General features: G+C 65.2%; 16 protein-coding genes and 1 tRNA gene. 13 read left to right on the forward strand and 4 right to left on the reverse strand.

Annotation, left to right across the window (positions count from 1 at the left end; translation table 11 throughout):
• Positions 1 to 40 precede the first annotated feature (40 nt).
• A complete protein-coding gene (locus ACQE2J_RS02780; RefSeq protein ID WP_426937026.1) occupies positions 41 to 2,968 on the forward strand; it encodes an MMPL family transporter in 2,928 nt (975 codons plus the stop codon).
• Positions 2,965 to 5,355 (forward strand): YhgE/Pip family protein, encoded by a 2,391-nt coding sequence (locus ACQE2J_RS02785; RefSeq protein WP_135539881.1) that lies wholly within the window; start codon positions 2,965 to 2,967, stop codon positions 5,353 to 5,355. The genes ACQE2J_RS02780 and ACQE2J_RS02785 overlap by 4 nt, the downstream gene beginning before the upstream one ends.
• Positions 5,356 to 5,505: 150 nt before the next feature.
• Here the strand turns inward: ACQE2J_RS02785 and ACQE2J_RS02790 are convergent, their stop codons facing one another.
• Positions 5,506 to 7,662, reverse strand: a complete 2,157-nt coding sequence (locus tag ACQE2J_RS02790) for an FAD/NAD(P)-binding protein (RefSeq protein WP_425120405.1) — start codon at positions 7,660 to 7,662, stop codon at positions 5,506 to 5,508.
• On the reverse strand, positions 7,659 to 10,127 hold the full coding sequence (locus ACQE2J_RS02795; RefSeq protein WP_426937027.1) for an LCP family protein: 2,469 nt from the start codon (positions 10,125 to 10,127) through the stop codon (positions 7,659 to 7,661). Before ACQE2J_RS02795 ends, ACQE2J_RS02790 begins: the two co-directional genes overlap by 4 nt.
• 376 nt (positions 10,128 to 10,503) lie before the next feature.
• Between ACQE2J_RS02795 and ACQE2J_RS02800 the strand changes: the two genes are divergently transcribed.
• Both ACQE2J_RS02800 and ACQE2J_RS02805 read left to right on the forward strand, forming a co-directional pair.
• Positions 10,504 to 10,592 (forward strand) — tRNA-Ser (locus tag ACQE2J_RS02800).
• Between the two features lie 518 nt (positions 10,593 to 11,110).
• A protein-coding gene (locus tag ACQE2J_RS02805; protein ID WP_135539887.1) for an IS5 family transposase occupies positions 11,111 to 11,990 on the forward strand; the annotation gives its coding sequence in 2 pieces (ribosomal slippage) (positions 11,111 to 11,467 and positions 11,469 to 11,990; 879 coding nt in all).
• On the opposite strand, the gene ACQE2J_RS02810 is transcribed toward ACQE2J_RS02805, so the two are convergent.
• Positions 11,976 to 12,821 (reverse strand): IS1249 family transposase, encoded by an 846-nt coding sequence (locus ACQE2J_RS02810; RefSeq protein ID WP_167854417.1) that lies wholly within the window; start codon positions 12,819 to 12,821, stop codon positions 11,976 to 11,978. The two genes, ACQE2J_RS02805 and ACQE2J_RS02810, sit on opposite strands and share 15 nt — an antisense overlap.
• A 319-nt stretch (positions 12,822 to 13,140) precedes the next feature.
• Between ACQE2J_RS02810 and ACQE2J_RS02815 the strand changes: the two genes are divergently transcribed.
• The 5 genes from ACQE2J_RS02815 to ACQE2J_RS02835 all read left to right on the forward strand — a co-directional run bounded on the left by ACQE2J_RS02815 (position 13,141) and on the right by ACQE2J_RS02835 (position 18,117).
• Entirely contained in the window at positions 13,141 to 13,764 is a 624-nt protein-coding gene (locus tag ACQE2J_RS02815; protein ID WP_135539890.1) for a hypothetical protein, read from the forward strand.
• Positions 13,761 to 14,363 (forward strand): OmpA family protein, encoded by a 603-nt coding sequence (locus ACQE2J_RS02820; RefSeq protein WP_101598897.1) that lies wholly within the window; start codon positions 13,761 to 13,763, stop codon positions 14,361 to 14,363. The genes ACQE2J_RS02815 and ACQE2J_RS02820 overlap by 4 nt, the downstream gene beginning before the upstream one ends.
• Positions 14,364 to 14,529: 166 nt before the next feature.
• Complete coding sequence (locus tag ACQE2J_RS02825; protein ID WP_135539892.1) at positions 14,530 to 15,777, forward strand: FAD-dependent oxidoreductase; 1,248 nt, start codon at positions 14,530 to 14,532, stop codon at positions 15,775 to 15,777.
• A gap of 117 nt (positions 15,778 to 15,894) precedes the next feature.
• A complete protein-coding gene (locus tag ACQE2J_RS02830) occupies positions 15,895 to 16,986 on the forward strand; it encodes a proline racemase family protein (protein ID WP_135539893.1) in 1,092 nt (363 codons plus the stop codon).
• Between the two features lie 126 nt (positions 16,987 to 17,112).
• Positions 17,113 to 18,117 (forward strand): Ldh family oxidoreductase, encoded by a 1,005-nt coding sequence (locus ACQE2J_RS02835; RefSeq protein ID WP_135539895.1) that lies wholly within the window; start codon positions 17,113 to 17,115, stop codon positions 18,115 to 18,117.
• A 34-nt stretch (positions 18,118 to 18,151) separates the two neighbouring features.
• Here ACQE2J_RS02835 and ACQE2J_RS02840 read toward each other — a convergent pair whose 3' ends face one another.
• Complete coding sequence (locus tag ACQE2J_RS02840; protein WP_135539897.1) at positions 18,152 to 19,861, reverse strand: PucR family transcriptional regulator; 1,710 nt, start codon at positions 19,859 to 19,861, stop codon at positions 18,152 to 18,154.
• Positions 19,862 to 19,974: 113 nt separating this feature from the next.
• Between ACQE2J_RS02840 and ACQE2J_RS02845 the strand changes: the two genes are divergently transcribed.
• From ACQE2J_RS02845 to ACQE2J_RS02860, 4 genes are all read left to right on the forward strand, one after another.
• Positions 19,975 to 21,459, forward strand: a complete 1,485-nt coding sequence (locus tag ACQE2J_RS02845) for a CoA-acylating methylmalonate-semialdehyde dehydrogenase (RefSeq protein ID WP_135539899.1) — start codon at positions 19,975 to 19,977, stop codon at positions 21,457 to 21,459.
• Positions 21,460 to 21,495: 36 nt separating this feature from the next.
• Positions 21,496 to 22,893: an aspartate aminotransferase family protein gene (locus tag ACQE2J_RS02850; RefSeq protein ID WP_425120527.1), complete on the forward strand. Its 1,398-nt coding sequence runs from the start codon at positions 21,496 to 21,498 to the stop codon at positions 22,891 to 22,893.
• Positions 22,894 to 23,118: 225 nt separating this feature from the next.
• Positions 23,119 to 24,516 carry an inorganic phosphate transporter gene (locus tag ACQE2J_RS02855; protein ID WP_135539902.1) on the forward strand — a complete coding sequence of 466 codons (1,398 nt, stop codon included), beginning with the start codon at positions 23,119 to 23,121 and terminating at the stop codon, positions 24,514 to 24,516.
• A complete protein-coding gene (locus ACQE2J_RS02860) occupies positions 24,513 to 24,746 on the forward strand; it encodes a hypothetical protein (protein WP_135539904.1) in 234 nt (77 codons plus the stop codon). Before ACQE2J_RS02855 ends, ACQE2J_RS02860 begins: the two co-directional genes overlap by 4 nt.
• The last annotated feature ends 105 nt before the right edge of the window (positions 24,747 to 24,851 follow it).

The following is a 24,851-nucleotide window of genomic DNA, read 5'->3' on the forward strand; positions in this document are numbered from 1 at the left end:
TACAATACTGTATCCAATACACTTTTGTATCGAGGTTTCCGTGTCAACTTTCCTCTACGCCCTGGGCCGCCGTGCGTACCAGACCCCGTGGCGATTCATCGCCGCATGGCTGCTCATCTTCGTCCTCGTCGGAGCCGGGGTCGCCGCCTTCGCCAAGGACTTCGACGACGACTTCACCCTGCCGGGTTCCGAAGCGCAGACCGCGCTCGACTCGATGCAGTCGACCTTCCCCGAGGCGGCCGGAGTCTCCGCCTCGGTCATCGTCGTCGCGGACGAAGGCGATTCCGTCACGGATGCGAAGTACAAGGACGCGATCGGCGACGAGGTCAAGCGGCTCGAAGATCTCCCGCACGTCGACACGGTGACCTCCCCGTTCTCCGACCTCGTCGAGGGCGCCATCAGCAAGGACGACTCGGCGGCGATGATCTCCGTCCAATACGACGGCACCCAGCAGGAAGTCGGCGAAGACGCCGGGGACAACCTCATCGACGCCCTCGAACCGCTGCGCGACGACCTGCCCGGGGCACAGGTCGACGGCGGCGGCGAACTCTTCCAGATCACCGGCGTCGAGATCTCCTGGGTCGAAGGCGTCGGCGTGGTCATCGCCTTCATCGTCCTCCTGCTCACCCTCGGCTCCTTCCGCGCCGCCGGAATGCCGCTGGTCACCGCGCTCATCGGCGTCGGCATCTCCGTGCTGCTCATCGTCGGGGCCACGGCATTCGCGACGATCAACTCCTCGTCGATCATGCTCGCGCTCATGCTCGGCCTGGCCGTGGGCATCGACTATGCCCTATTCATCGTCTCCCGCGCCCGTGACCTGCTGGCCGAGGGACACACACCCCTCGAGGCGACCGGCCGTGCCGTCGCCACCGCCGGTTCCGCCGTCGTCTTCGCCGGCATGACCGTGATGATCGCGCTCTTCGGACTGTCCCTGGCCGGCATCCCCTTCCTCACCATCATGGGCGTCGGTGCCTCCGGGTCCGTGGCCGTGGCCGTGCTCATCTCCCTGACGATGATCCCGGCCTTCCTCGGTCTCGCGAAGTCCCGAATCACGCCGAAGCCGACGAAGCGCTACCGGAAGGCCTTCGCCGCCGCCTCGGCGCGGGCAGACGAACGCAGCGCCGCCTCGGCGGGGAACTCCTCCACCGAGGCGGGGCCGAGCGATTCCGCCACCCGCGAGGAGATCGCCGACGAAGCCCGCGCCGAGGCGGGGGAACCGTACCCGAAGACGATCATGAACCGGTTCTTCGAACGGTGGCTGGCCGTCGTGACGAAGATTCCGCTGCTGACGATCGTCGTCATCGTCGGCGGCCTCGCGCTCTTCGCGATCCCCGCCACTCAGCTCCAGCTGTCACTGCCCACCGCAGGCGACCAGGAGCAGGGAACGCCCGCCCGGGCGACGTACGACCTCATCGACGAACACTTCGGGCCCGGCTACAACGGGCCGTTGGTGATGACCAGCGAGATCGTGACCAGCGATGACCCGCTCGACGATGTCGAGGACATCGAGAAGCGCATCGAGAAGGTCGACGGGGTCGAAGAGGTCATCATGGCCACCCCGAACCGGGATGCCACGACCGCTCTGTTCCAGATCATCCCGACCACCGCCTCCGACGATCCGGCCACGCTCGAAACCGTCGACCGGCTGCGGGACCTGAGCACGGAGATCGAGGACGACTACGACTTCGACACCGCCGTGACCGGCGCCACCGCGATCCAGATCGACGTCTCCGATCAGCTCGGAAAGGCGCTGCTGCCCTTCGGCATCTTCGTCGTCGGCCTGTCCATCATCCTGCTCATGATGGTCTTCCGGTCGATCGCAGTGCCGATCAAGGCCACAGGCGGGTTCCTCCTGTCCGTCTTCGCCTCCTTCGGAACGGTCGTCCTCGTCTTCCACGACGGACTCTTCGCCGCACCGCTGGGCATCGACTCGACAGGACCGGTCATCAGCTTCCTGCCGATCATCGTCATGGGCATCCTCTTCGGCCTGGCCATGGACTACGAGGTCTTCCTCGTGTCCGGAATGCGCGAGGCCTACGTCCACGGCGCTTCGGCCAAGGACGCCATCAAAGCCGGCTTCACCTCCTCGGCGCGGGTCGTCGCTGCGGCGGCGGTCATCATGTTCTCCGTCTTCGCGGCCTTCGTGCCCGCCGGTGAGCCGATCATCAAATCCATCGCCCTGGCCCTGGCCTCGGGAATCTTCGTCGACGCGTTCCTCGTGCGCATGTCGCTGGTGCCCGCGATCATGCAGCTCCTCGGCGACAAAGCCTGGTGGCTGCCGAAGTGGCTCGATCGGATCCTGCCGCGCCTCGACGTCGAAGGTGAGGGACTGGCCCACGAGGTGGCGCTGCGCGATTGGCCGGAGCCGAACTCGGACTACCGGGTCTACGGTCGCGGAATCGGCGTGTATTCGGGGGAGCGCGGCTTCGCCCGCGTCGACATCTCGCTGCGGCCCGGACAGATCCTCGTCGCCAGCGGCGCCGCGCGCAGGGCCCTGCTGCTGGCCGTCTCCGGCCGCGTCGGGCTCACGGCCGGAGAGATGAAGATCGGCGAGAACGTCCTGCCCGAACACTCCGGACGGGTCCGCCGCCAGGTGCCGTACTTCGACCTCACTTCAGGCGGAGCCGACCAGGCGATCAGCCCGCGCGACATCTCTCGGATGGCCGCCTCGGCGCCGGACCTGCTCATCATCGACGGTGCCGAGCACCTGAGCGAAGGAGCACGGGACGCGGCCGGACCCGGACGCGACCTGCGCGACCTCCTGCCGCAGCTCGTCGCAGACGGCACCACCGTCGTCCTCGGCCTGCCCGACGGCGATGTGACCGGGATCTTCAGCCCCGACACGAACTACTTTCACCTCGACCTCGACGAAGCTCGGCCCGATGGACGAGGCGAAACCGACAGCGAATCAGGCGGCGAACACACCCACGCCGCTGACAGCACCAACATGGAAGGCGTGCAGTCGTGAGACTCGAACGTGCGAACTCGAAGCGACCGGTGAACTGGCTCTCCCTCCTCGGCCTGGTCCTCATCCCCATCATCGTGGCGGCCGGATTCATCCTCGCCACCTGGAAGAGCGGCGACCGCCTCGACACCATCGAGGCGGCCGTCGTCAACAACGACGACGGCGCGAAGGTCGACGGCAAGACCGTGCCGATCGGGCGACAGCTCACCAGCGGCCTCGTGGGCGAGGATGAGAACAACATCCACTGGGTCATCACCGACGAAGACGAGGCTGAGAAGGGGCTGTCCGACGGCAAGTACGCCGCGCAGCTGACGATCCCCGAAGGCTTCTCCCGCGCAGTGACCTCGGTCGACGACGCGAAATCGGCGACCCAGACGCAGATCGACGTCGATGTCTCGGGCACAGTACCGGCTTTGGACACGCAGATCTCCCGTTCCGTCGCCGAGGTGGCCCGCACGACCTTCAATACGAAGATGACCGAGACCTACCTCGACAACATCTACGTCGGCTTCAACGAGATGGGCGAGCAGATGAAGGACCTCGGCGACGCCGCCGGGGAACTCGACAAGGGCGCCGAAGGACTCAAGGAAGGCACGGACAAGTCCGCGAGCGGCGCGGGTGAACTGGCTGCGGGGATGGAACAGCTGGGCAAGTCCGGCGGCGAACTCAAGACCGGTGCCTCGGACCTCTCTGACGGTGCCGGAGAGCTGTCGAAGGGCGCTTCCCAGTTGTCCGGAGGCCTGAACGAACTCGACAAGAAGACAGCGAAACTTCCCGACAGCACCCAGAAGCTCGCCGACGGTTCCGGCGAACTCTCCGACGGAGTCGACGAATACACGAAGTCGATCGACGAGATCATCAAGGGCTTCGCCGGATCCGGTGACTCCGGCGAAGGCGGACTCGACGACCTCGTTGACGGGGGAAAGAAACTCGACAAGGGCGCGCAGGGCGTGTCCAAGGGGGCCTCCGGCCTCTCCGATGGTCTGCACCAGTACCGTGACGGTCTCAAGAAGGGCGCTGACCAGGCCGATCAGCTGGCCGGTGCGAAGCCGGATCTCGACGGGCTCGTGAAGGAGGACATCATGACCGCGGCCGAGGCGAAGCAGGCGCGGGCCGAGATGTGCCCGACCGGCACCCCCGATCAGGTCTGCAAGGGCATCGAACAGGCCTACGCGCAGGGCCTGCTCAACGGCACGTCGGGTGGACTCAACACCGCCGTCGACGGGCTCGAGCAGGAGAAGGACGGCGCCTCTCTCCTCGGCGGGTCCGATGAACTCGCTGACGGCGCATCGGAGCTCTCCGACGGTGTGAGCAAGTTCGTCAAGGGACTCGAGGACGGCCTCGGGAAGCTGACGAAGGGCATGGCGGACATCTCGAAGAACGCTCCGAAGCTGCTCAAGGCCTCTCAGGGTCTGCGGGACGGTGCCGCCGGTGTCGCCGACGGCAACCAGCAGCTCGCCGACGGGATGCCGGCCCTGTCAAAGGGCGTCGGGCAGCTCGCGGACGGTTCTTCAGAGCTCTCCGACGGAGCCGGGCAGCTCTCCGCGGGGCTCGACGAGTACAGCACCGGTGTCGGCAAGTACACCGACGGTGTCTCCGAGGCCGCGACAGGCACCTCCGATCTGGCGGCCGGACTCGACGAACTCGACAAGGGCACCGGCAAATACGCGAAGGGTGTCAGCAAGTTCGCGGACGGAGTCAAGGACGGAGCGGACGATGTGCCCTCCTACACGGCTCCGGAACGCGACCAGCTGTCGAAGGTCGCCTCGGCGAACATCAAGGCCCCGAGCCCGGATGGTCTGACGAACGTCCTGGCAGGATCGACGATCGCGCTGCTGATCATGCTCGCCCTGTGGATCGGCGGGCTCGTCACGTACACGGTGCTCAAACCGATTCCGGCCTGGGCCCTGCTGTCGACGAAGCCCTCGCTCGCCGTGTGGGCCCGAGGTCTGCTGCCCGGCGTGGTCGTCGGTGTGCTGCAGGCGCTCGTGCTCTCGATCCTCGCGGTGACCGTGATGGACATCGATGCGGTCCAAGGCTTCGACATCGCGGTGCTCACCTTCGCCTCGGCGATCGTGTTCATGATCCTCAACTTCGCCCTCGTGGCGTGGTTCGGCGGAGTGGGGCGGTTCCTGTCGGTGATCGCCGTGGTCCTGGCCGTGGCCGGGCGGACGATCGGCGCGGTGCCGCAGTTCTTCGACTTTGTGGCACCGATCCTGCCGCTGACCCCGTCGATGAACGGCTTCGCCGCGATCGCCGCCGGCACCACCGGACAGGCCGCAGCCTACGGCGGACTGCTGGCCTGGGCGGTCATCGGCATCGTGATGTCGCTGCTCGCGATCGTCCGGGCCCGGACCACGAAGCCCGAAGCCGCCCTGGAAATGGCGTAGCCGCCATGGCGCGGGGCGTCGGTGGCGCGGGTCTGCGAATAGCCCAGTCTGAGTTGGATAGCCCACGTTTGAAGCTGGGCTGTGCACCTTAAACTGGGCTGTTCGCGTTCAGTGCTCGGCGTCTGGCGTCTGGCGAGAGCCCGCGGGGCTTCAGAGGAGGTCGAGGATCGCCTCTGCAACGGCGTGTGAGTCGTTGAGTGTGGCCGCATCGGTGCCGGGGTTCGCGGCGATCGCCAGACCCCACTGCTTCGACGACAGCTGAATGGACAATGCGAATCGGCGCGGGTTGACGTTTCCTTCGACATCGATCGTGCGATAGGGGCGAGGGGTGAGCGCGAGTCCGTTGAGGAACTTCTCCCGACCGTCGTCCAAGGTCAAGCGTGCTGCGGTGAGCTGACCGCGCTCGAGCATCCCGTACAGCAGGACATCGGCTGCGCGCGAGACGGAATTCGTCGGGGATGCGGCATCGATGACGACACTGCCCGTGATCTCACCGGCGGCCTGCGCCGAGGTGACCGTGAAGAGCTCCGGTCGCGGCCCCGGCGTTTTCGCCCCGGACGCCACATCGGCGGCCGTCCCGGATACCGCAGCGGCGTTCGCCTCACGCGCTTCGAGTGCGTCCGGGTTCTCCTCAATGCGCATATCGGGGCCGATGAAGGACACGATTCCCGCCTCGGCGAGGGCAAGGAGTTCGGCGATCCGCTGTGGGGGAGGCCCATCGCAGATGCCGGAGACGAAGCCCTCGAACCAGCCGAGGATCTCCATGTCGATGCTCACCCGATCGATGTGACCGGCGACGATGAGGTCCTTGAGCAGCAGGCGGGACTGCCACAGCACAGTGAACAATGCTTTCTCCGGGCTGCCGGTCGGACCGGCCAGGGAGCTGTGCAGGTCGGTGCGCAGGAAGTCGAGCATCCACTCGTGCAGGGAACCGGGCTCGCCGGGTTCGCGACTGGTGAACAGCTCGCCTTCGAGCGGGTTGAGCAGAGTGTGCAGAGACATGCGATCGGCAGGATCGGGCACGAGTGCCTCTTCGATCTCCGACCAGGCGAAGGCTTCGCGAGTGACGCGGCCCTGGCGGGCGGTCTCCTCGGTGGTCTCGGCGGCACCGGCATCGCCCGCCGCCTGCGGGTGGGTCTCCTGCCAGGTGCGTCGGGTCAGGTGGCGTGACACGGCCTCGCCGATGGCCTCACGCAGCTGACCGGGGTCATCGGCGAACGCTTCGGGACGGACCTGGGAGAGCGTGTGATAGTACGCCAAACGCAGATCGGCGAGGATGAGCGGCCACAGCTGGTCATTGAACCGCGCACCGGCTTTGCGCTCCCCATCGAGGTTGTCGAGTCCGGCGAGCAGCGCGACATTGTCCTTCGTGAAATACCGCAGCGGCCAGTCCCGCCGAGGATGCTCCTGACAGATCGGTTTGCTGCGATACGGGATTCCGCGACGTGATCCCAGCGCCAATCGCGGTTCGTCTCCGCTGGGCACATACTTCAGGTCCCCGCCGGGCTGCGGAAGATAGCGACCGTCGCGCTCATGAGTGAACAAGGTCTGCAGGTCGAAGTAGTTGAGCCCCATGCCACGGACGATGACACGCTCACCGGGGGCCACCTCGGCGACGGGGGTTTCTGCGGGCAGGCCCTGCGGCAGATACAGCCCGCCATTCTGCTCGGCGAACGCCGCGAGGCGGGCGCGCTCCTCCGGCTGGGCACTGGGGATGTGGCCGACGGCGAGCACGACGGCGCTGGCGACGATCGTCGTGCCGTTCTGGCAACGCACGAGCTGCTCGGGGACCGCGGCCCGTAATTCCTCGGGCGCGGATTGCGGGAGATCCATCGTGGGCAGGTCGATGACGGATTCGGCCTTCGTCGGATGCTCGACGATCTCGATGAAGTCCGGTGCGTGGGCGCGGATGCGGCGGTAGGCATCGCGGAGGTAGCGGCCGTAGAGGCTGCGGCTGGGGAACGTCGAGTGCAGCGGTTCGGTGCCGCCGTCCGCGACATACCACTCGGCCATGGACGGTCCGGTCGGCACATCATCGGGGCTGAGGAAGGTGCAACTGGAGTCGGGGAAGACCGTCTGCTCGGCAATGGTGGTGTTCATCAGCAGAGACTCGGGCTGGTCGGTGCGCCACACGATGCCGGCACCCGGCGGATACGGGTCGATGAGGTGGATAGTCAGCGCGGTCTCGGAGCTGCCAGCGAAGCGCTTCGCCGCCAACGCCACAAGCCTCTCCAGGACAGTGAGACCGCGCGGTCCGACGCCGATGATCGCGACCGCGGGGATGGGAGTCTGTGGGGTGTCGTTCACCCCTGCTCGCCGGTTCCGCCGTTAGGGCCGGGGTAGCCAGGGAAGTCGTCACCGGGCTTGTACCCCTTCGGGTAGCACTTGCCCTCAGCATCGGGCTCACCCGGCGTCGTCGTTTCGGTGGGGGCCGCCTCGGCGCCGCCTTCCTCGGTCGCACCATCGGCGGAGTCCGCAGCTTCGGCACTGTCGGCACCTGCATCCTCGGTGGCGGTGTCCTCGGACGCATCCGCACTGTCACCGGACTCCTGGGACTTGCTGCCGACGTTCGTCGGCTTCGGAGTCTCCTCGCCGTCCGATGCACCCTTGACCTCGCCGAGGATCCACTTATGGAGGACATCGAAGTCGGGGTCGTAGGTGGGGGTGACATCGTTGTTGATCTGGACCGTCGTGACGTCGCCTTTCTGCATCATCAGGGCGAGCTCGATGAAGGCCGGGATCTCGTTCTGCGGAATCGAGGTCGCGATGTTCCGGGTCGCGGAGTTCGCGAGCTTCGGATAGGCCGTGGCGATCTCCTGCGGATCGATCTGTTCGAGCGTGGTCTTGAGCATGCGCTGCTGACGGCACATGCGGTCGTAGTTGTCGCTGCCTTCGCGGGAGCGGACGTACCACAGTGCGTCCTTGCCCTTGAGCACCTGCGGGCCGGGATCGACCCAACCGTAGACCTCGTTCTTCACGCCGGACATCGACGTTCCGCCGCCCATCGGGATGGGGCGTTCGACGTCGATCTGGACTCCGCCGATGGCATCGACCACATCTTCGAACCCGGCCATATCGACCGCGGCCCAATAGTCGAGCTTCAGCCCCAGCGAGCCTTCGACAGCCTGCATCGTCGTCCACATTCCCGGTTCGAGTCCGTGGTCGTCGCCGATCTTATCGGGGTTCTGCTCACCCCACTGCCACACGGCGTTGATGAGGTCTTCGGAGGGGTCGCCGGAGGGGCGGAACCCGTCTGGCCAGGCCTTTTCGAGTTCGCTGTCTTCGGGGAAGATCGGGAACGCGAGGTTGCGGGGCACGGAGATGAGCGCGGCGTTGCCGGTCTTCGTGTCGATCGAGGCCACGAGCATCGTGTCCGGGCGTGTGCCCTCACGGTCGTCGCCGTTGTCGCGGCCCATGAGGAAGACGTTGATGTACGGCTTGTCCGCCCAGAGCTCCTCGGGGCTGTGGGCCTTGCCTGTGCTGTCACCGAAGAGGCTGGCCACAGTGTCCGACTGCACGCGTGCGAAGACGGAGCCGACGCCCAGCGGGATGCCGATGATGAGGGCCAGGGAGACGACGAGGATGCCTGCCATCTTGTTCTGCCAGGGCCGGTATTTGTGCCCGCGGCGCAGCCCGAGGTGTGACACGATCATCACGAGGATCCAGATCACGGCCACGAGCACGGCGGCGATCGCGAGGAAGTTGAGCAGAGAGGGGCTGGCGACGACCGTGGCGATAGCCCGCACCGGCCCTTTGACCAGTAGATACACGAGCCCGGCGAGGAGAGTGAGGACGAAGAGTCCGAACACGACGAGGCCGGCGGGACGGAATCGTGTGCGCAGCAGTCCGATTCCGGGCAGCAGCGTACTCAGCGAAGTCCAACCGACGAGGCTGGGGAAGGTTTCGCCGAGGCGGGAGGAATGACGGCGGGCCCGTGCCGGTCCGTGCTCGGCGGGCTTCGCGTTGTGCGTTGGGCCGTTGTCGTCGGCTCTTCTGGCGGCAGACGATGCTCCGACAGCGGATGCTGTGCTGCCCGCGCCGACCGCTGCTGCGGCCGCGGCATTGCGTGTTGATCGTGCGGCTGGTGCCTTCTTCCGGCCCTGGCCGCGGGATTCGGCGGAGTGCCGTTCGCGTGCATCGCGGCGGGTCGTCGGCGCGTCTTCCGTGCAAAAGTTGTCCGATCGGGCGGAGTCACGGGGATCCCTCGCCGAAGTGGCCGATTCGCTGCGTGCGAACGTGCGCGGGGCATCGTGGGCAGCATTGCGGTGGAAGTTCGCGTCGAAAGCGTCGGACGAGTTCGAATTCGAGTTCGCTGCGGCGGCGACTCCGGCTGCTGAAGCTCCGCTGGCGGCGGCAGCGCGCAGCATCCGTGCTTCGCGGCGAGTGCGCGGAGCTACCGGGCGCGGTGGTGGAGCATGCGGTGACCGAGCGGCGGAATCCTGGCCGGAGTTCTCGCCGGGCCGGCGGGGCTCGACTCCCTGAGTTGGTTGCTGTTGCGCGTCACGGCGGTAAGCGTCGGCGCCGTAGCGGGAATCGGCACTGTAGCCGGAATGCGCGCTGTGAGGGGAGTCTGCCTGCTCGGGTATCGACGGACGCGAGTTCTGCTGTTGCGAGCGGGCGTGCGAGCTCGACTGCGGTGTCGAATGATCGTCGCTGGCGGCGGTGTCTCCACGGAAGCGGGGGCGAGAGGAGGCGCGGAGCCGACGACCAGTTGTCTGGGAATTGGGGTCGCTCCCGTGCGGTCCGCGCTTGTCAGGGGGAAACTCTGGCAAGTTGTCTTCTCCTCAGAACTGTCTACTCGTGCAGTACGGCCCGCTCGCCGTTCTCCTCTCGGGCGCAGGGAACATCGCCGTCGTCGTCGGGTAATCGACCGGTGTTCCCGCGGGAAGAAGAGTTCGGACCGCAAAGCACTTCACGCCGATTTTACGCCCGGACATTGATGAATGCTGGAATTCCGGTGTGGGAGAGCAGTGCAGAAGGGACATTCGGCCCGGTTTCGCGGGCTTCAGCGGTGGACCGGATTATGACGAAGCCCACTCTCCGACTCCGCGCTTTGCCCTGGATGCCACCTTTACCTTAGGCTGTTATCTGTAGTGCTGGAGGGTGTGTCACCGTGCATTTCGCCGGAGCGGATCACCGTACTGCAAAGGAGTCGTGGCTGAGCGGCCGAAAGCGTCACCCTGCTAAGGTGAAGTCCTCCAATAGGGGGACCGTGGGTTCAAATCCCACCGGCTCCGCATTAAGCAGAACCCCTGCGATCCGATGAGATATCGGGTGTAGGGGTTTTTGCGTTCCCGCCGAATCGCTTGCGCCCAGATTCCACGGGTTATAGGCCAAAATGTGTGTATGGGCAGGGCGTGTCGATGCTGGTTCTCACCGGGTTCTGCCGCCCCAGCCCTTCTGGATCCCATTGCCATCCTCGACGCTGAATCCCGTCCCGTAGAGAAGATTCGTCTCCTCTCGGCCCGTGTCGGGTTTCACCACATTCGGGACGCTGCGCGGTGGTGTCCACGCTCGTGGAGTAACGAACGACCACGGGTCCTTGGGTGCCTCGGTGCGCAGAGACAACAGCCAGTCGACTCCTCGGCGGGCATGATCGATGTTCAGTCCTCGATGGGCTCGGAGGAAGTCCTTGATCGCTTTGTTCGGGCCGCCCTCTAATGGGTTCGTAGTCTTCGCGATCGTGTAGTCGTCTTCGGCTAGTTCTAGGGCGTGTCTGATAAATTTCCCGGCGGGATTCTGAAACCCTGGAATCGTGTCTCGATTCCAACTACTCACTGATGACCAATGGGCTCTCATCGCCGACTACCTCCCGGCACCGACCGGCCGACGAGGCCGCCCGTTCTCCGATCCCAGACAGATGATCGAGGGCATCATCTACCGCTACCGCACCGGTATCGCTTGGCGCGATCTGCCCGAGACCTTCGGCAAATGGCAGACCGTGTGGACCTGGCACCGCCGCCTCGCCGCCGACGGCACCTGGGATGCCATCCACCAGGCTCTGACTGTCCACGCGGCAAAGAATGACAAAGTCGACTTCACCGTCTCAGTCGACTCCACGATCGCTCGCGCACATCAACACGCGACGAACATCAGCCGCCTAAAAAAGGGACTCGTCGAATTACAAGGATCTACTGACAGAGTCGCCTGACCACGCTTTCGGCCGCTCGCGCGGAGGCTTGTCAACAAAGACTCATCAGCTCGTCGATGGCCACGGACTGCCGCTGGTGTCAATCTGCACCGCTGGCCAGGACGGCGACAGCCCGATGCTCGCCCCTCTGTTGGACAACCTTCAGGTCGGTCGACGCACCCGCCCGGACGCCGTCCTTGGCGACAAGGCCTACTCATCGAGAGCGAACCGGTCACTGCTGCGGTCGCGGAAGATCGAGGCAGTCATCTCCGAACCCTCCGATCAGCAAGGCCATCGTCTCCGGCGAGGATCAAAGGGTGGCCATCCACCGAAGTTCGATGCAATCAAATACAAGGGCCGCAATGTCATCGAGCGCGGGTACGCCCGTTTGAAGCAGTGGCGAGGACTGGCCACTCGCTATGACAAACTCGCCGTCGTCTATCGAGCCGCTGTCGTGCTCAACGGTGTCATCGCTTGGTTACAGCATTTATCAGACACGCCCTAGCCACGTGAACAGTTGCCGGTCGCGGAGGAGTCCTGTCAGCAGGTTGTGGGCTCGACGGGTCCGAAGATGCGTGTACCACCAGCGCTGTCCCGGCTTCACGTGTGCCGGTCGGGGTGTTCCTGACCGCACCTGGGTGCGGTGTTTGAGGAACGACTCCCATTTCGCTTCCCAGGACGTGAATGCGCCTGTCCACTTCGCGGCTTCGTCGAGGCTGGTGACCTTCGGCAGCATCTTGAACAGGCCGAGGAGTTCCTTGTTCGCCGGCAGGACAGGCCGCATGGTCAGGTACCGATGTGCGGCCTGTCGGATGTGGAAGTGACACCGTTGGATACGGGTGGTCGGCCAGAGTCGCTTGATCGTTGTCGTCAATGGTCCGTTGCCATCGACGATCGCAGCCACCGGGGCGGGGATGCGGCTGATGAGGGCTGTCCAGGACGCGTTCTTCTCCTGGTCGCACCATTGCCAGTCGATGACGTGAGTGCCGGTGTAGGCGATGAGCACGCACCAACCGTTGAAGTAGGTGCCGTCGAGCATGATCTGGTCATGGATCTCGCCTGTCAGGACCACCCTGGGGGTTACGTTCCAGCACCATTGAATCTTTCGTGTGAAGGTACGAGTGCTGGTAGCGAAATCGCCTCGTGGCTGCGTGCTGGTCAACCATGCGATGAAGCTGTTGAAGTCTGCCTTCTTCGCCGAATCGGTGCGCGTCTGAATTGCTGAACAGCCGCAGTGTTTGCACCGCCACCTGGTGCGTCCGGCACCGGTTTTGCCATTCTTGACGAGCTTGTTTGCACATACACCACAGACGGGGTGATTTCTGGGATTGGGCACTGAACATGGTTGCAGAGCATGTTCAATCCAGTCTTGCCCTACTGGCTACTGGGCAAGCAGGCCATCCTGTACACACATTTTGGCCTATAACCCGATTCCACCCCCACTTCTCATCAAAAGCGGCTTCAAAGTGCATTTGTGGTGATCGTGATCGGGGCGCATGAATTTCGAGCCTGCGGGTGCTGAACCCGGAGTTCATCTTGATATACGTGCTGTGTAGTGAAAGTTCACTTGTCCGAGGTAGGATGATCCGCGACCATCCCCGCCACCGGAGCTGACCAGGACAAACACGGCTCCGGCGACACTTGAGGAGATCTCTATGTCCCCGATCAGCAGGACAGCTCTGTCCGCTGCCGCAGCCGTTCTCGCGCTGACACTGACCGCCTGTTCGTCCGGCGACGATGCGGACAAGCAGAGTGCTGACGATGCACAGACCCAGGAATCAACGGAGGAGTCCAGCGAAGCCGCTGGTTCCAAGGGGGAATCCGGATCCGCCGAGGCGGCCGGCCTCGACCCGAATAATCTGCCCGATCCTGTCGCCACTCAAGACATCCCCGCGACCGTCAAAGGTGACGACGAGGCAACGATGACTGTTCAGCTGTTCCCATTGAAGCGGAAGGGCGAGACTCTCGTGGCGCAGTTCGCGTTCACCGTGAACTCGGAGAAGGCGGCCGATGAGGATGATCCCGGCGACAATCTCTACGGTTACCTCGGCAATGGAAGCTGGAGTCCGTTCCTTGTCGACTCTCAGAACCTGCGCAAGCACCATGTGCTCAAGTACAGCGTCGATAAAGCACAGACGGACTCTGTGGGTACGAACTTCAAGCCCGGCCAGACCCACTACGCTTTCGCTGTCTTTGCCGCACCGCCACCGGACGTCGATGAAGTTGAGGTCTCTGTCGTCGACGGGATGAATCTCGTTACCGGAGTGAAGATCTCGTGAAGCACGCAGCTGCCGGACCGGTCGCGGTGCTGTTGGCTGCCGGCCTCGTTGTCGCCGGTCCAACCGCATCTGCATTCGCTGACCCTGTGACTCCGCAGGATATTGCCGATCGCGGTACTCCGACACCGGATGACTTCACTGATCCTGACCAGTCGCGGATCGACGAAAGTATCGTCGAACTCGAACCTGGCATCCATGACCTGGAGAAGGGGATCGAAGACGTTGAGACGACGAAGGTCAGCGGCGGCGACACCGTGGTCACCCTCGATACCGATATCCTTTTCGACTTCGACTCGGCCGAACTGAGCGAGGCCGCGAAGAAGAAGATCAAGGAACTCGTCAAGGACCTGCCCACCGACTCCGAGATCATCGTCGGCGGACATACGGATTCCAAGGGCGAGGACGACTACAACAAGAAGCTCTCCGAAGACCGTGCGAAGGCCGTGGCCGACGTGCTCACCTCGGAGAACTCCGACCTTGACGTGGCGGCAAAGGGCTTCGGCGAGTCCGAGCCCGTCGAGTCGAATGAGAAGAACGGCAAAGACGACCCCGAGGGCCGGGCGAAGAACCGTCGCGTCGAAATCCGCTACGAAGACTGAGCCTGATCTTGGGCTGTTCGGGAAGAGCGGCTGAGACCATTGACGAACCTGACAGCACTGCATAGCGTCTCTTTCAATAGATGGTCATACATGAGGCAACTTCGGTGACGTCGGCCCTGATCCGGCGGCGAAGCAGCCGGTTCGGGGACCAACGGAGGGCAACCGATTGAAGACAGTCATCATCGGAGGCGGCGTGGTCGGGCTGACCAGCGCCTACGAACTGGCGCTGAGTGGACACGACGTCACCGTCATCGAGGCTGCCCGATGCGGTGCGGGTGCCTCCCACGGAAATGCCGCAAAGATCGCTATCGCCGAGAGCACCCCGGTGCCTGCCCCAGGGGTGCTGCTTCAGGGGATCCGATGGATGCTCAAGCCCGACAGCCCACTATCGATCAAGCCGTCCCTTGCGCCCGGCTATCTCAAATTCCTTTTGCAGATGGCCAGGCACTGCAACGCACGTGACTTCGAAGCCGGACTCGACCTCCACCTGCGCCTCGGCGAGGATGCGAACGATCTCTTCGATGAGTACCAGGCTCAAGGCATCGACTTCGAGATGCACGACCGTGGTGTGCTGCTGGCTTTCGAGACTCGGGAACGCTTCGACGAGCACTGTGCGAGCCTGCCCGCTTTCGAGGCCGCGGGCCACCGGCCGCGGCGACTGCATGATGACGAAGTCCGCGAGGCCGAACCGGCTCTCAGCGATCGAATCCGCCACGGTCTGTCCTTCTCGGCTGACCGACAGATCGAACCCGATTCTCTGACAGCGGGCCTCCTCGCGAAACTCTCTGATCTCGGCGTAGTCGTGCGAGAAGACACTCGGGTCGGACGCTTCGTTCGCTCCGGCGACGCTGTGACCGCAGTTGTCACCTCGGACTCGGAGGTCATCAAGGCCGATGCACTTGTCATCTCGGCCGGTGTCCCGTCCGGCGTGTTGGCCGGGCAACTCGGTCAGAAGGTCCCGATCTACTCGGGCAAGGGCTACAGCATTGACTACTCACCCGCTCCGATTCAGCTGCGCACATCCCTGACCCTCGAAGATGCTCGCGTCGCCCTCACTCCGCTGAACGGCATGCTCAGGCTCGCGGGCACGATGGAGTTCGGCAGCACGGACGACGACGTCAACGAGGTCCGCGTCGGTGCGATCCGCCGCGCGGCTCAGGAAGCATTCCGTGATTGGGGCGACGGTCAGGGAGAACTGGCTCCATGGGCTGGGTCGCGCCCCATGACTCCTGACGGCCTTCCCGTCATCGGGCGCCTGGACTCCGTGAAGAACGCCTACAACAACTCCGGAGATTCGATGCTCGGTCTGACATTGGCACCGGGATCTGCTCGGCTGCTATCCGGACTCATGACTGGTGGAAGCTCGACGCTGCCCGGTGAGCAGCTCGCTCGTGTGTCCCCGAATCGTTCCTGAACGATTTACGTCAACGCCGCACGGGCCCGAACTCACGAGGATGGGCTCATGACCACACAGCAAGTCGCCGGCAGCGAAATCGTGGGCTGAGGCCCGCCCGAGCAGAGACGAGGGAACGTGAAGAACAGACAGCTCATCCAGGCCGTCGATGTTCACGCGGCCGGCGAACCCGGTCGCGTGCTCATCGGCTCGGGACTGCGGGTCAAAGGTGCCACGATGGCCGAAAAGCTCCGATACTGCGAAGAGCACCTCGACGACTTCCGGAACCTCATCCTCCACGAACCCCGCGGCTATCCCGGCCTGTGCTCGCCGATCGTCGTGCCTGCGACAGATCCGAGCTGCGATTTCGGAATGATCGTGATGGAGCAGGGCGGGTTCAAGCCGATGTCGGGGTTGAACCTCATCTGCACCGTCACGGCGCTGATCGAGACCGGATCCGTCGACGTCAGCGAACCGGTCACTGAGCTGCGCATCGATACCGCCGCCGGCATCGTCACGGTCCGCGCCGAGGTGGAAGCGGGCCGAGCAACGTCGGTGACCTTCGACAACGTCCCGGCATTCGTCCACGGACTCGACCTGCCGCTCGAGGTGCCGGGGTATGGGACGATCCCCGTCGACATCGTATTCGGGGGTCAGTTCTACGTGCAGACTGCGGCGGACAGCCTCGGCGTGGACCTTGATCCGGGCAATGCCGAGGAGATTATCAGAGCGGCCAGCGTGATGCGGCAGGCGGCGAACGAGACCTTCGAGGTGAGGCATCCTCTCATCCCGGAGATCGACGCGATCGGTCTGCCGCTGATCCACGGGCCCGCCCGCACAGCGGGCACCGACGGACGCAATGCGGTCGTCCTGCCCAACGGCATCGTCGACCTCGACGATCCGAGGACGTGGACGGGGACGTTCGACCGTTCGCCCTGCGGCACCGGCACGAGCGGCCGAGTCGCAGCCAAGCACGCCCGCGGCGAACTGGCCGTCGGTCAGCGATCCGTCCACGAATCGATGCTGGGAACGACCTTCACCGCCGTGGTGAAGGAAGAGACCGAGATCTGCGGACTGCCGGCCGTGATCCCCTCGATCACCGGGCGCGGATGGATCACCGGATTCCAGCAGCTCGTCCTCGAGCCCGACGATCCGTTCCCGATCGGCTTTACCGTCGGTGACATCTGGAGCGGCGGCACGAGCGCGGCGGAACCGGCAGAAGAGAACTGAGAACCCGCAGACGAGAACCGAGGAACGGACAAGGATCCGCAGGGCCGATGACCGATCGAACGATAGTCTGCTGGGTAAGGGCAGTGGTCGACGCCGACACGATCGACCGCACATGAGGAGCACACAATGACGAATGAACCCGACCGAATCTCTTTCGATGACCTTGTCTCGGCCATCGAAGAGAAGCTCGTGGCCGCCGGCGCTTCGCCTTCGGTGGCCGAAGTGCTGGCGACCAACTGTGCCACCTGTGAGCGCGACGGCACTCTCAGCCACGGAGTCTTCCGGGTCGCCGGCTACCTCGATTCGCTGACCCGCGGCTGGGCGGACGGGGCTGCGGAGCCGAACATCGACGTTGTCGGCCCCTCCTATATCCGCATCGACGGACGCAACGGCTTCGCGCAACCCGCACTCGCCGAGGCGCGTCCGACGATCGACGAGGCGGTTGCCGAGTCCGGCGTCGCTGTCATCGCCCTGCGCAGTACCCATCACTTCAGTGCTCTGTGGCCCGACCTCGAAGCCTTTGCCCGCGAGGGGCGGGTGGCGATGGGCATGATCGCCAGCGGCAAGCTCGCCGTCGTTCCCGAAGGGGCCACGCGCCCGGTCTTCAGCACCAACCCGTTCGGTTTCGCCACTCCCGTGGCTGGTGCGGACCCGATCGTCTTCGACTTCTCCACATCGTCGATGTCCCACGGGGACCTGCAGCTGCTGCGGGCCGAGGGCCGGGACGTTCCGGTCGGGACCGGGGTCGACTCGACCGGCGCGGACACCACGGATCCCAGCGCCATCCTCGACGGCGGCGGAATCCGGCCCATCGGCAGGCATAAGGGTGCACTGCTGTCGTTCATGATCGAAACGCTGGCGGCCGGGCTGACCGGCGGTGCCTTCACCTACGAGATCGACGCGGAGGCCCCCGACGGTGCCCACACCTTCCGCACCGGTCAGCTCTTCATCGTCCTCGACCCCGAGCGCGGCGGCAACGACGCCTACCTGGGCCGAGTCCGCGAATTCGTCGATATGCTCCGCGACGCGGGCATGGATCGTCTGCCCGGCGATCGTCGCTACGTCAATCGCGCCGAGGCGGCCGACCGAGGAATCCCCGTCACGGATTTGATCCGCTCAATTCTCAACTGAAACACTGCGGACCGGGTGGCCTGCCGCCCGATCCTCAGCCATACATCCTCCACCACAGCAGCGCCACGTGCAGCGCCGTGCGTGACTCCGCATCATCGAGTGAGACGCCGAGGCGGTCCTGCAGACGCGTAATCCGCGCGTAGAGCGCGGGCCGGGACAGGTGCCCGGCCCGCGCCATCGCGGATTTGTTGCCACCGTGGGAGAGGTACAGCTCGAGGAAGTCGAGCAGTCCCTCATCTGCGGAATCCGCGGCCGGCGACAGCACCCCGTCCCGGCGACCGCCATCACGACCGGAGGCGCCGAGCAGCGGCCACAACTCTCCCTCGGCGAAGGCGCGCAGCCGCGAGTCCTCGGCCAACAGAGACAGCAACCCGCGGATACGCACATCCGAGGAGCGGTAGAACGAGCGCTCACGCACATCGAGAGTCGAGGCGACCTCGGCGACGTGGGACGCCGCTTCAAGACCGGCGACAGCCTGAAGCAGAGAGGTGCTGCTCCGGCCGACCCCGACCACCCAGCTGGCTGCAAGCCCCTCGAGCTCGGCGAGGAGGCGGTTGAGCCAGTCATCGGCCTCCTCGGTGCTGCGCGGACTCTGCTGCGACCGTCTGCCTCTCCCGCGACCAGGTGCCAGGACGAACCCGAAAGCCCCCGACTGCAGGCTCGTCATGAGCACACACAGATTCAGGCGCGAAGCGGCGGAAGTGATCTCCTGCGTCAGGCCCCGCTCCTGCAGCTGCACTCGAGTCGGATCGGTGTCGGCTTCACGGTCGATCCGGATGACCACCGGAGTGAGCTCGGCCCCGTCGGCCGGAGTGAATCCCAGTGAACGGGCACGTTCCAGCGCCGCACGTTCGTCGAGTCCTTCTGAGTCCGTGATCTCTCTGATCAGCCCGCTCTGAGCCTGCAGCAGCAGATCCTGCTCATCGCGATCGGCCATCCGGGTCAGCGTCAGGGCTTCACCGGCGCGTTCGATCACCTGATCGAGATCGGCGACGGACTCGGCAGCACCGGGGACGACGAGCCGACCCCACCGGCGAGACCGCAGACCCACCGGAGTCTGCCGCCACCGCGTCGCATCCAGCCCGTCGGGCACCGGATTCGCACCGCTGACGAGGTCGGCCCACTTCTGCGCAAGAGCCTGCGAACCGCGGCCGGAATGTGCGAGCACCCGATGGGACACATCCTCGAGAACGACTGCCGTGCCGAGCAGCTCGGCCGTGCGATCGACGATCGTCTGCGCCTCGGCCCGATCGAGGCTCAGCTGCGTATACGTCTCGTGGATCTCCCGAGCATGTTCGAGCCGCGAGATCTGCTGCGCGAGCAGACTGCGATGCGCGAGCTCGGTGATCCTGACGAACTTCACCCGCCGCGGCAGGACGATGACGGGCAGCTCCCTCGCCGAGGCGGCCTCCCGCACGATCGCGCCCGCCGCCTCGTCGAAGGCCGAGTCCTCGTCGACGAGTTCGATGATCGTCCCAGCGGCACCCGCGCGTTCGAGCTGGTCGAGGAACTCCGCCATCGCCGCAGGCGAATGACGGAAGGTCGTGGCCGTGGTCAGCACGAGTTCCCCGCCTTCGAGGAAGCGCTCGACGTGTTCGGAGTCGGCGATGTGGACCCAGCGGATCGCCCGGTCAAGACAAGCAGTGCCGGCCAGCACGAGCGGCTCCGCGGCACTGATCACCTCGAACTCGAGCAGACCGGCGATGCTCAGCGATGATCCGCTCGATTCCCACACGCTGTCCATTGACACAGTGTAAAGCCAGAGCGGAACATTCTGACACTCTGACGCTTTCGGGATCGGTGCGGCAGATCGAAGATGGACTCAACCGACTCTTCGGCGACGCAGAAGGAGCCTTCATGGCAACGCTCACCCATTGGATCAACGGACAGGCCGTGACCGCGGACACCGACACCCGCCTCGGCGAAATCACGAATCCGGCCTCCGGTCAGGTGACCGGCCAGGTGGCGCTGGGGTCGAGGGCCACCGTGGAATCGGCGATCGACGCCGCTGCGGCGGCCTTCCCCGCCTGGCGCGACACCTCTCTGGCGAAGCGGACGTCGATCCTCTTCGCCTTCCGTGAGCTGCTCAACGCGCGCAAACAGGAACTGGCTGAGATCATCACGGCCGAACACGGCAAGGTCGTCTCCGACGCCCTCGGGGAGGTCGCTCGCGGCCAGGAGGTCGTCGAATTCGCCTGCGGCATCGCCGGCCACCTCCGCGGCGGTCACACGCAGAACGCCTCGACGAAGATCGATGTCCACTCCCTGCGCCAGCCGCTCGGCGTCTCGGCCATCATCTCGCCCTTCAACTTCCCGGCCATGGTGCCCATGTGGTTCTTCCCCGTGGCCATCGCCACCGGCAACACCGTCGTCCTCAAGCCCTCGGAGAAGGACCCCTCGGCGGCGAACTGGCTGGCCGAACTGTGGAAGGAAGCGGGACTGCCCGACGGCGTGTTCAACGTCGTCCACGGGGACAAGGAGGCCGTGGACGCGCTGCTCGAGAGCCCGGAGGTCGCCTCGGTGTCCTTCGTCGGCTCGACTCCCATCGCTCAGTACGTCTACGAGAACGGCACCGCCACCGGCAAACGCGTCCAGGCCCTCGGCGGGGCGAAGAACCACATGCTGGTCCTGCCGGATGCCGATCTCGACCTCGCCGCCGATGCCGCCGTCAACGCCGGCTACGGTGCGGCCGGTGAGCGCTGCATGGCGATCTCCGTCGTCGTCGCCGTCGAGTCCATCGCCGATGAGCTCGTGGCCAAGATCGCCGAACGCACGCGGACCCTGCGGGTCGGTGACGGAGCGGACGAACCGGACATGGGACCGCTGGTCACCGCCGCCCACAGAGACAAGGTCGCCGGCTACATCGACGCCGGCGCGGCCGAAGGCGCCACCATCGTCCTCGACGGTCGCGAGAACACGGCCGATGCGGGCTTCTTCCTCAACCCGACGCTGTTCGACCATGTCAGCCCCGATATGTCGATCTACACCGACGAGATCTTCGGCCCCGTCCTCGCCGTCGTCCGCGTCCCCGGCTACGACGAAGGCCTCGAGCTCATCAACTCCAACCCCTACGGCAACGGCACCGCGATCTTCACCAACGACGGAGGAGCGGCCCGCCGCTATGAGACCGAGGTCGAGGTCGGAATGGTCGGCATCAATGTGCCCATCCCCGTGCCGGTGGGCTATTACTCCTTCGGCGGGTGGAAGAACTCGCTGTTCGGAGACACCCACGCCTACGGCGACGAAGGCGTCCACTTCTTCACCCGCGGCAAGGTCGTGACCTCGCGCTGGCTCGACCCCAGCCACGGCGGACTCAACCTCGGATTCCCCACCAACGACTGACCTCTCACGCACAGCCACCTCGGCGAAGGAGCACCCATGACCACCACCGCGGATTCCCCGCTCACCGAATCGCGCGTCGACGTCGACCGCATCGACGCCGACCGCATCGACGCCGGGCGCCGTGCCCACGAACTCGACCGGGCCCACGTCTTCCACTCCTGGCAGGCGCAGGGTCCCTTCGACCCGATGACGATCATCGACGCCGCAGGATCCTATGTCTGGGACGGTGAGGGCCGGAAGCTGCTCGACATGTCCTCACAGCTGGTCAACACGAACATCGGCCACCAGCACCCGAGCGTGGTCGCAGCGATCCAGGAGCAGGCGGGCAGGCTGTGCACGATTGCCCCGCAGTACGTCAACGACGCCCGCTCCGAGGCGGCTCGACTCATCGCCGAGCGCACCCCCGGAGACCTCGACCATGTGTTCTTCACCAACGGCGGGGCCGATGCGAACGAGCACGCCATCCGCATGGCGCGGCTGCACACCGGGCGGACGAAGGTGCTCTCGGCCTATCGCAGCTATCACGGCGGAACCCAGCTGGCCGTCAACGTCACCGGCGACCCGCGACGGTTCGCCAACGACTACTCGGCCGAAGGCATCGTCCACTTCATGCCCGCCTACCAGTACCGCTCCTACTTCAACTCGAGTTCCGAAGCCGAGGAGACGCAGCGGGCACTGGCCCACCTCGAAGACATGATCACGCTGGAAGGACCGGGCAACATCGCCGCCCTCATCCTCGAGACCGTGCCGGGCACTGCCGGGATCTACGGTCCTCCGGCCGGATACCTCGAAGGTGTGCGCGAACTGACGGCGAAGCACGGGATCGTCTTCATTGCCGACGAGGTGATGGCCGGTTTCGGGCGCACCGGTCGCTGGTTCGCACTCGATCATTGGGGCGTTGCGCCGGACCTCATCACCTTCGCCAAGGGAGTGAACTCCGGATACGTGCCGCTGGGCGGTGTCGCGATCTCGGACGCGATCTTCGAGACCTTCCGCGACCGGGCCTACCCGGGCGGTCTGACCTATTCGGGCCACCCGCTGGCCTGTGCGGCCGCAGTGGCGACGATCAACGCCATGGAGACCGAGGGGATGGTCGACAACGCCGACCGCCTCGGCGCTGAGATCATCGGACCGGCACTGCAGGAGATGGCCTCTCGCCACCCCTCGGTCGGTGACGTGCGGGGACGGGGCTGCTTCTGGGCGGTCGAGCTCGTGCGCGACCGGGTGACGAAGGAACCCCTGGCCGCCTACGGCGGAAGCTCACCGGAGATGAACGCGGTCGTCGCCGCCCTCAAATCCGGGGGAGTCCTCCCGTTCGCGAACTTCAACCGGATCCACGTGGTGCCGCCGCTGAACATCGGGGACGCGGATCTGCGCTTCGGACTCGACGTCCTCGACCAGGCGCTCGACGTCGCCGACGGATTCGTGGCCTGAGGGTCCATCTGTGCTCCGCCCGGAATGTGAGCGCTATTGCATTCTGCTCCGGGCGGAGCGCATTTGCCCACGTCAAAAGTGAACATCCGGTAAACGGAGTGGAGTAGGGTCGAACTGCGGATGAAGATCGGCAGAAGTCGAGGGTAGACTTCAGCGGGATAGTGATCGCTGGCCGCCAGCTGCATCATCCACGGTCCGAATAGTGTCTACACCCAAGGTCGATTAGTGGAAATCATCTTCGTTGTCGTGCTCGTCATAGCACTGGCACTGTTCTTCGACTTCACCAACGGCTTTCACGATACGGCCAATGCCATGGCCACGCCGATCGCCACCGGAGCCATCAAACCGAAGACGGCGGTCACGCTCGCCGCGATCCTCAACCTCGTCGGCGCCTTCCTCTCCACCGAGGTGGCCAAGACCATCTCCGGCGGCATCATCAAAGAAGGCGGCGGGGGAGTGCAGATCACTCCCGACTTCATCCTCGCCGGTCTCATCGGCGCCATCGTCTGGAACATGGCGACCTGGCGCTTCGGCCTTCCCTCCTCTTCGTCCCATGCGCTCTTCGGCGGCCTCATCGGCGCGGCCATCGTCGGTGCCGGACTCAGCTCCGTCGACTTCGGAGTCTTCCTGTCCAAGGTCGTGATTCCGGCGTTGGCCGCGCCGATCATCGCCGGGTTCAGCGCGTACCTGTGCACCCGCATCGCCTACGCCATCACCCGCCGCAACAAGGAAGGCAAGACCGCGCGTCGCGGACCGTTCAAGTACGGGCAGATCTTCTCCTCCTCGCTGGTGGCGCTCGCGCACGGCACGAACGATGCACAGAAGACGATGGGTGTCATCACCCTCGTGCTCGTCTCCGCGAACCTGCAGGAACACGGCACCGGCCCCCACATCTGGGTCATCGCCTCGTGTGCTCTGGCGATCGCGCTCGGCACCTACGTCGGCGGTTGGCGCATCATCGATACCCTCGGCACCAAGCTGACGACGGTCAAGGCCGCTCAGGGGCTGTCCGCCGAAACCTCGACCGCCGCAGCCATCCTCGCCTCCTCGCACCTCGGCTTCGCCCTGTCGACGACCCAGGTTGCCTCCGGCTCGGTGCTCGGCTCGGGGCTCGGCCGCAAAGGCGCCGATGTCCAGTGGTCGACGGCCGGGCGAATCGCTTCGGGCTGGCTGTTCACCATCCCGGCAGCCGCCATCGTAGGCGGGCTCGCCGCCGGGATCGCCCACCTCGGGCTGGTCGGTGTCATCATCGATACGGTGGCCGCAGTCATCGTCGTCCTCTGGATCTACTTCAGCTCCCGCCAGACCAAGGAGACCGACCTTTCGGGCTTCGACACCGTCGGCGAGGCAGTGAACATTCGCGGTCGCAAGCGCAAACTGCGCAAGGACCGCAACCGCAAACGAGCCCGTGCCAGGCGTGAAGCCCGCCGAGAGGCGTGGGCAGAGAAGCAGGCTGCGAAAGAGAAGCGTCGCGCTCGAGGTGCGAAGAAGAAAGCCCGGGCCCCCCGCCCTGAGGGCGCGAATGGTTCCGTGCCGCAGGACTCGCCGGCCGGGACTCAGGTTGAGGCTCAGAAGGACTCTTCGGTCGGGGCCGAAGCCAGCGACAAGGGAGACGCGAAATGATCGAGTGGAGCTCGTTCGTCATCGTTGCGGCCGCGACCTGGATCTCGGCGATCATCGTCATCACCCTCTTCTCCTCGGCCGTGCGGATGCGCGCGGTTCATCTCGATCGAGTCGAAGAGGGCAGGGGCAACTCGCTGCTCAAGGCCGGCTATTGGGCGGTCTTCAGCATCTGCGGACTCGTCGTCCTCCTCGGCGTCTACCTCATCGTGCCGGCACTGCACGGGGCCTGAAGCCGAGGCCGTACGAGCTCACTACGAGCGCCACGGGGCGGCGGGTGTTCACCACGCCTGATCGCCCCATACCTCCCGCACCACGTGCCGGCAGCGTCACGCACC

This window comes from Brevibacterium sp. LE-L, assembly GCF_050214925.1.
GTDB lineage: Bacteria > Actinomycetota > Actinomycetes > Actinomycetales > Brevibacteriaceae > Brevibacterium.

What these genes read in the sequence shown, in the direction of transcription:
- ACQE2J_RS02815 (WP_135539890.1), top strand. Translation starts at nt 13,141, where the DNA reads ATGTCCCCGATCAGCAGGACAGCTCTGTCCGCTGCCGCAGCCGTTCTC.
- ACQE2J_RS02850 (WP_425120527.1), top strand. Translation starts at nt 21,496, where the DNA reads ATGACCACCACCGCGGATTCCCCGCTCACCGAATCGCGCGTCGACGTC.
- ACQE2J_RS02840 (WP_135539897.1), bottom strand. Translation starts at nt 19,861, where the DNA reads ATGGACAGCGTGTGGGAATCGAGCGGATCATCGCTGAGCATCGCCGGT.
- ACQE2J_RS02835 (WP_135539895.1), top strand. Translation starts at nt 17,113, where the DNA reads ATGACGAATGAACCCGACCGAATCTCTTTCGATGACCTTGTCTCGGCC.
- ACQE2J_RS02845 (WP_135539899.1), top strand. Translation starts at nt 19,975, where the DNA reads ATGGCAACGCTCACCCATTGGATCAACGGACAGGCCGTGACCGCGGAC.
- ACQE2J_RS02860 (WP_135539904.1), top strand. Translation starts at nt 24,513, where the DNA reads ATGATCGAGTGGAGCTCGTTCGTCATCGTTGCGGCCGCGACCTGGATC.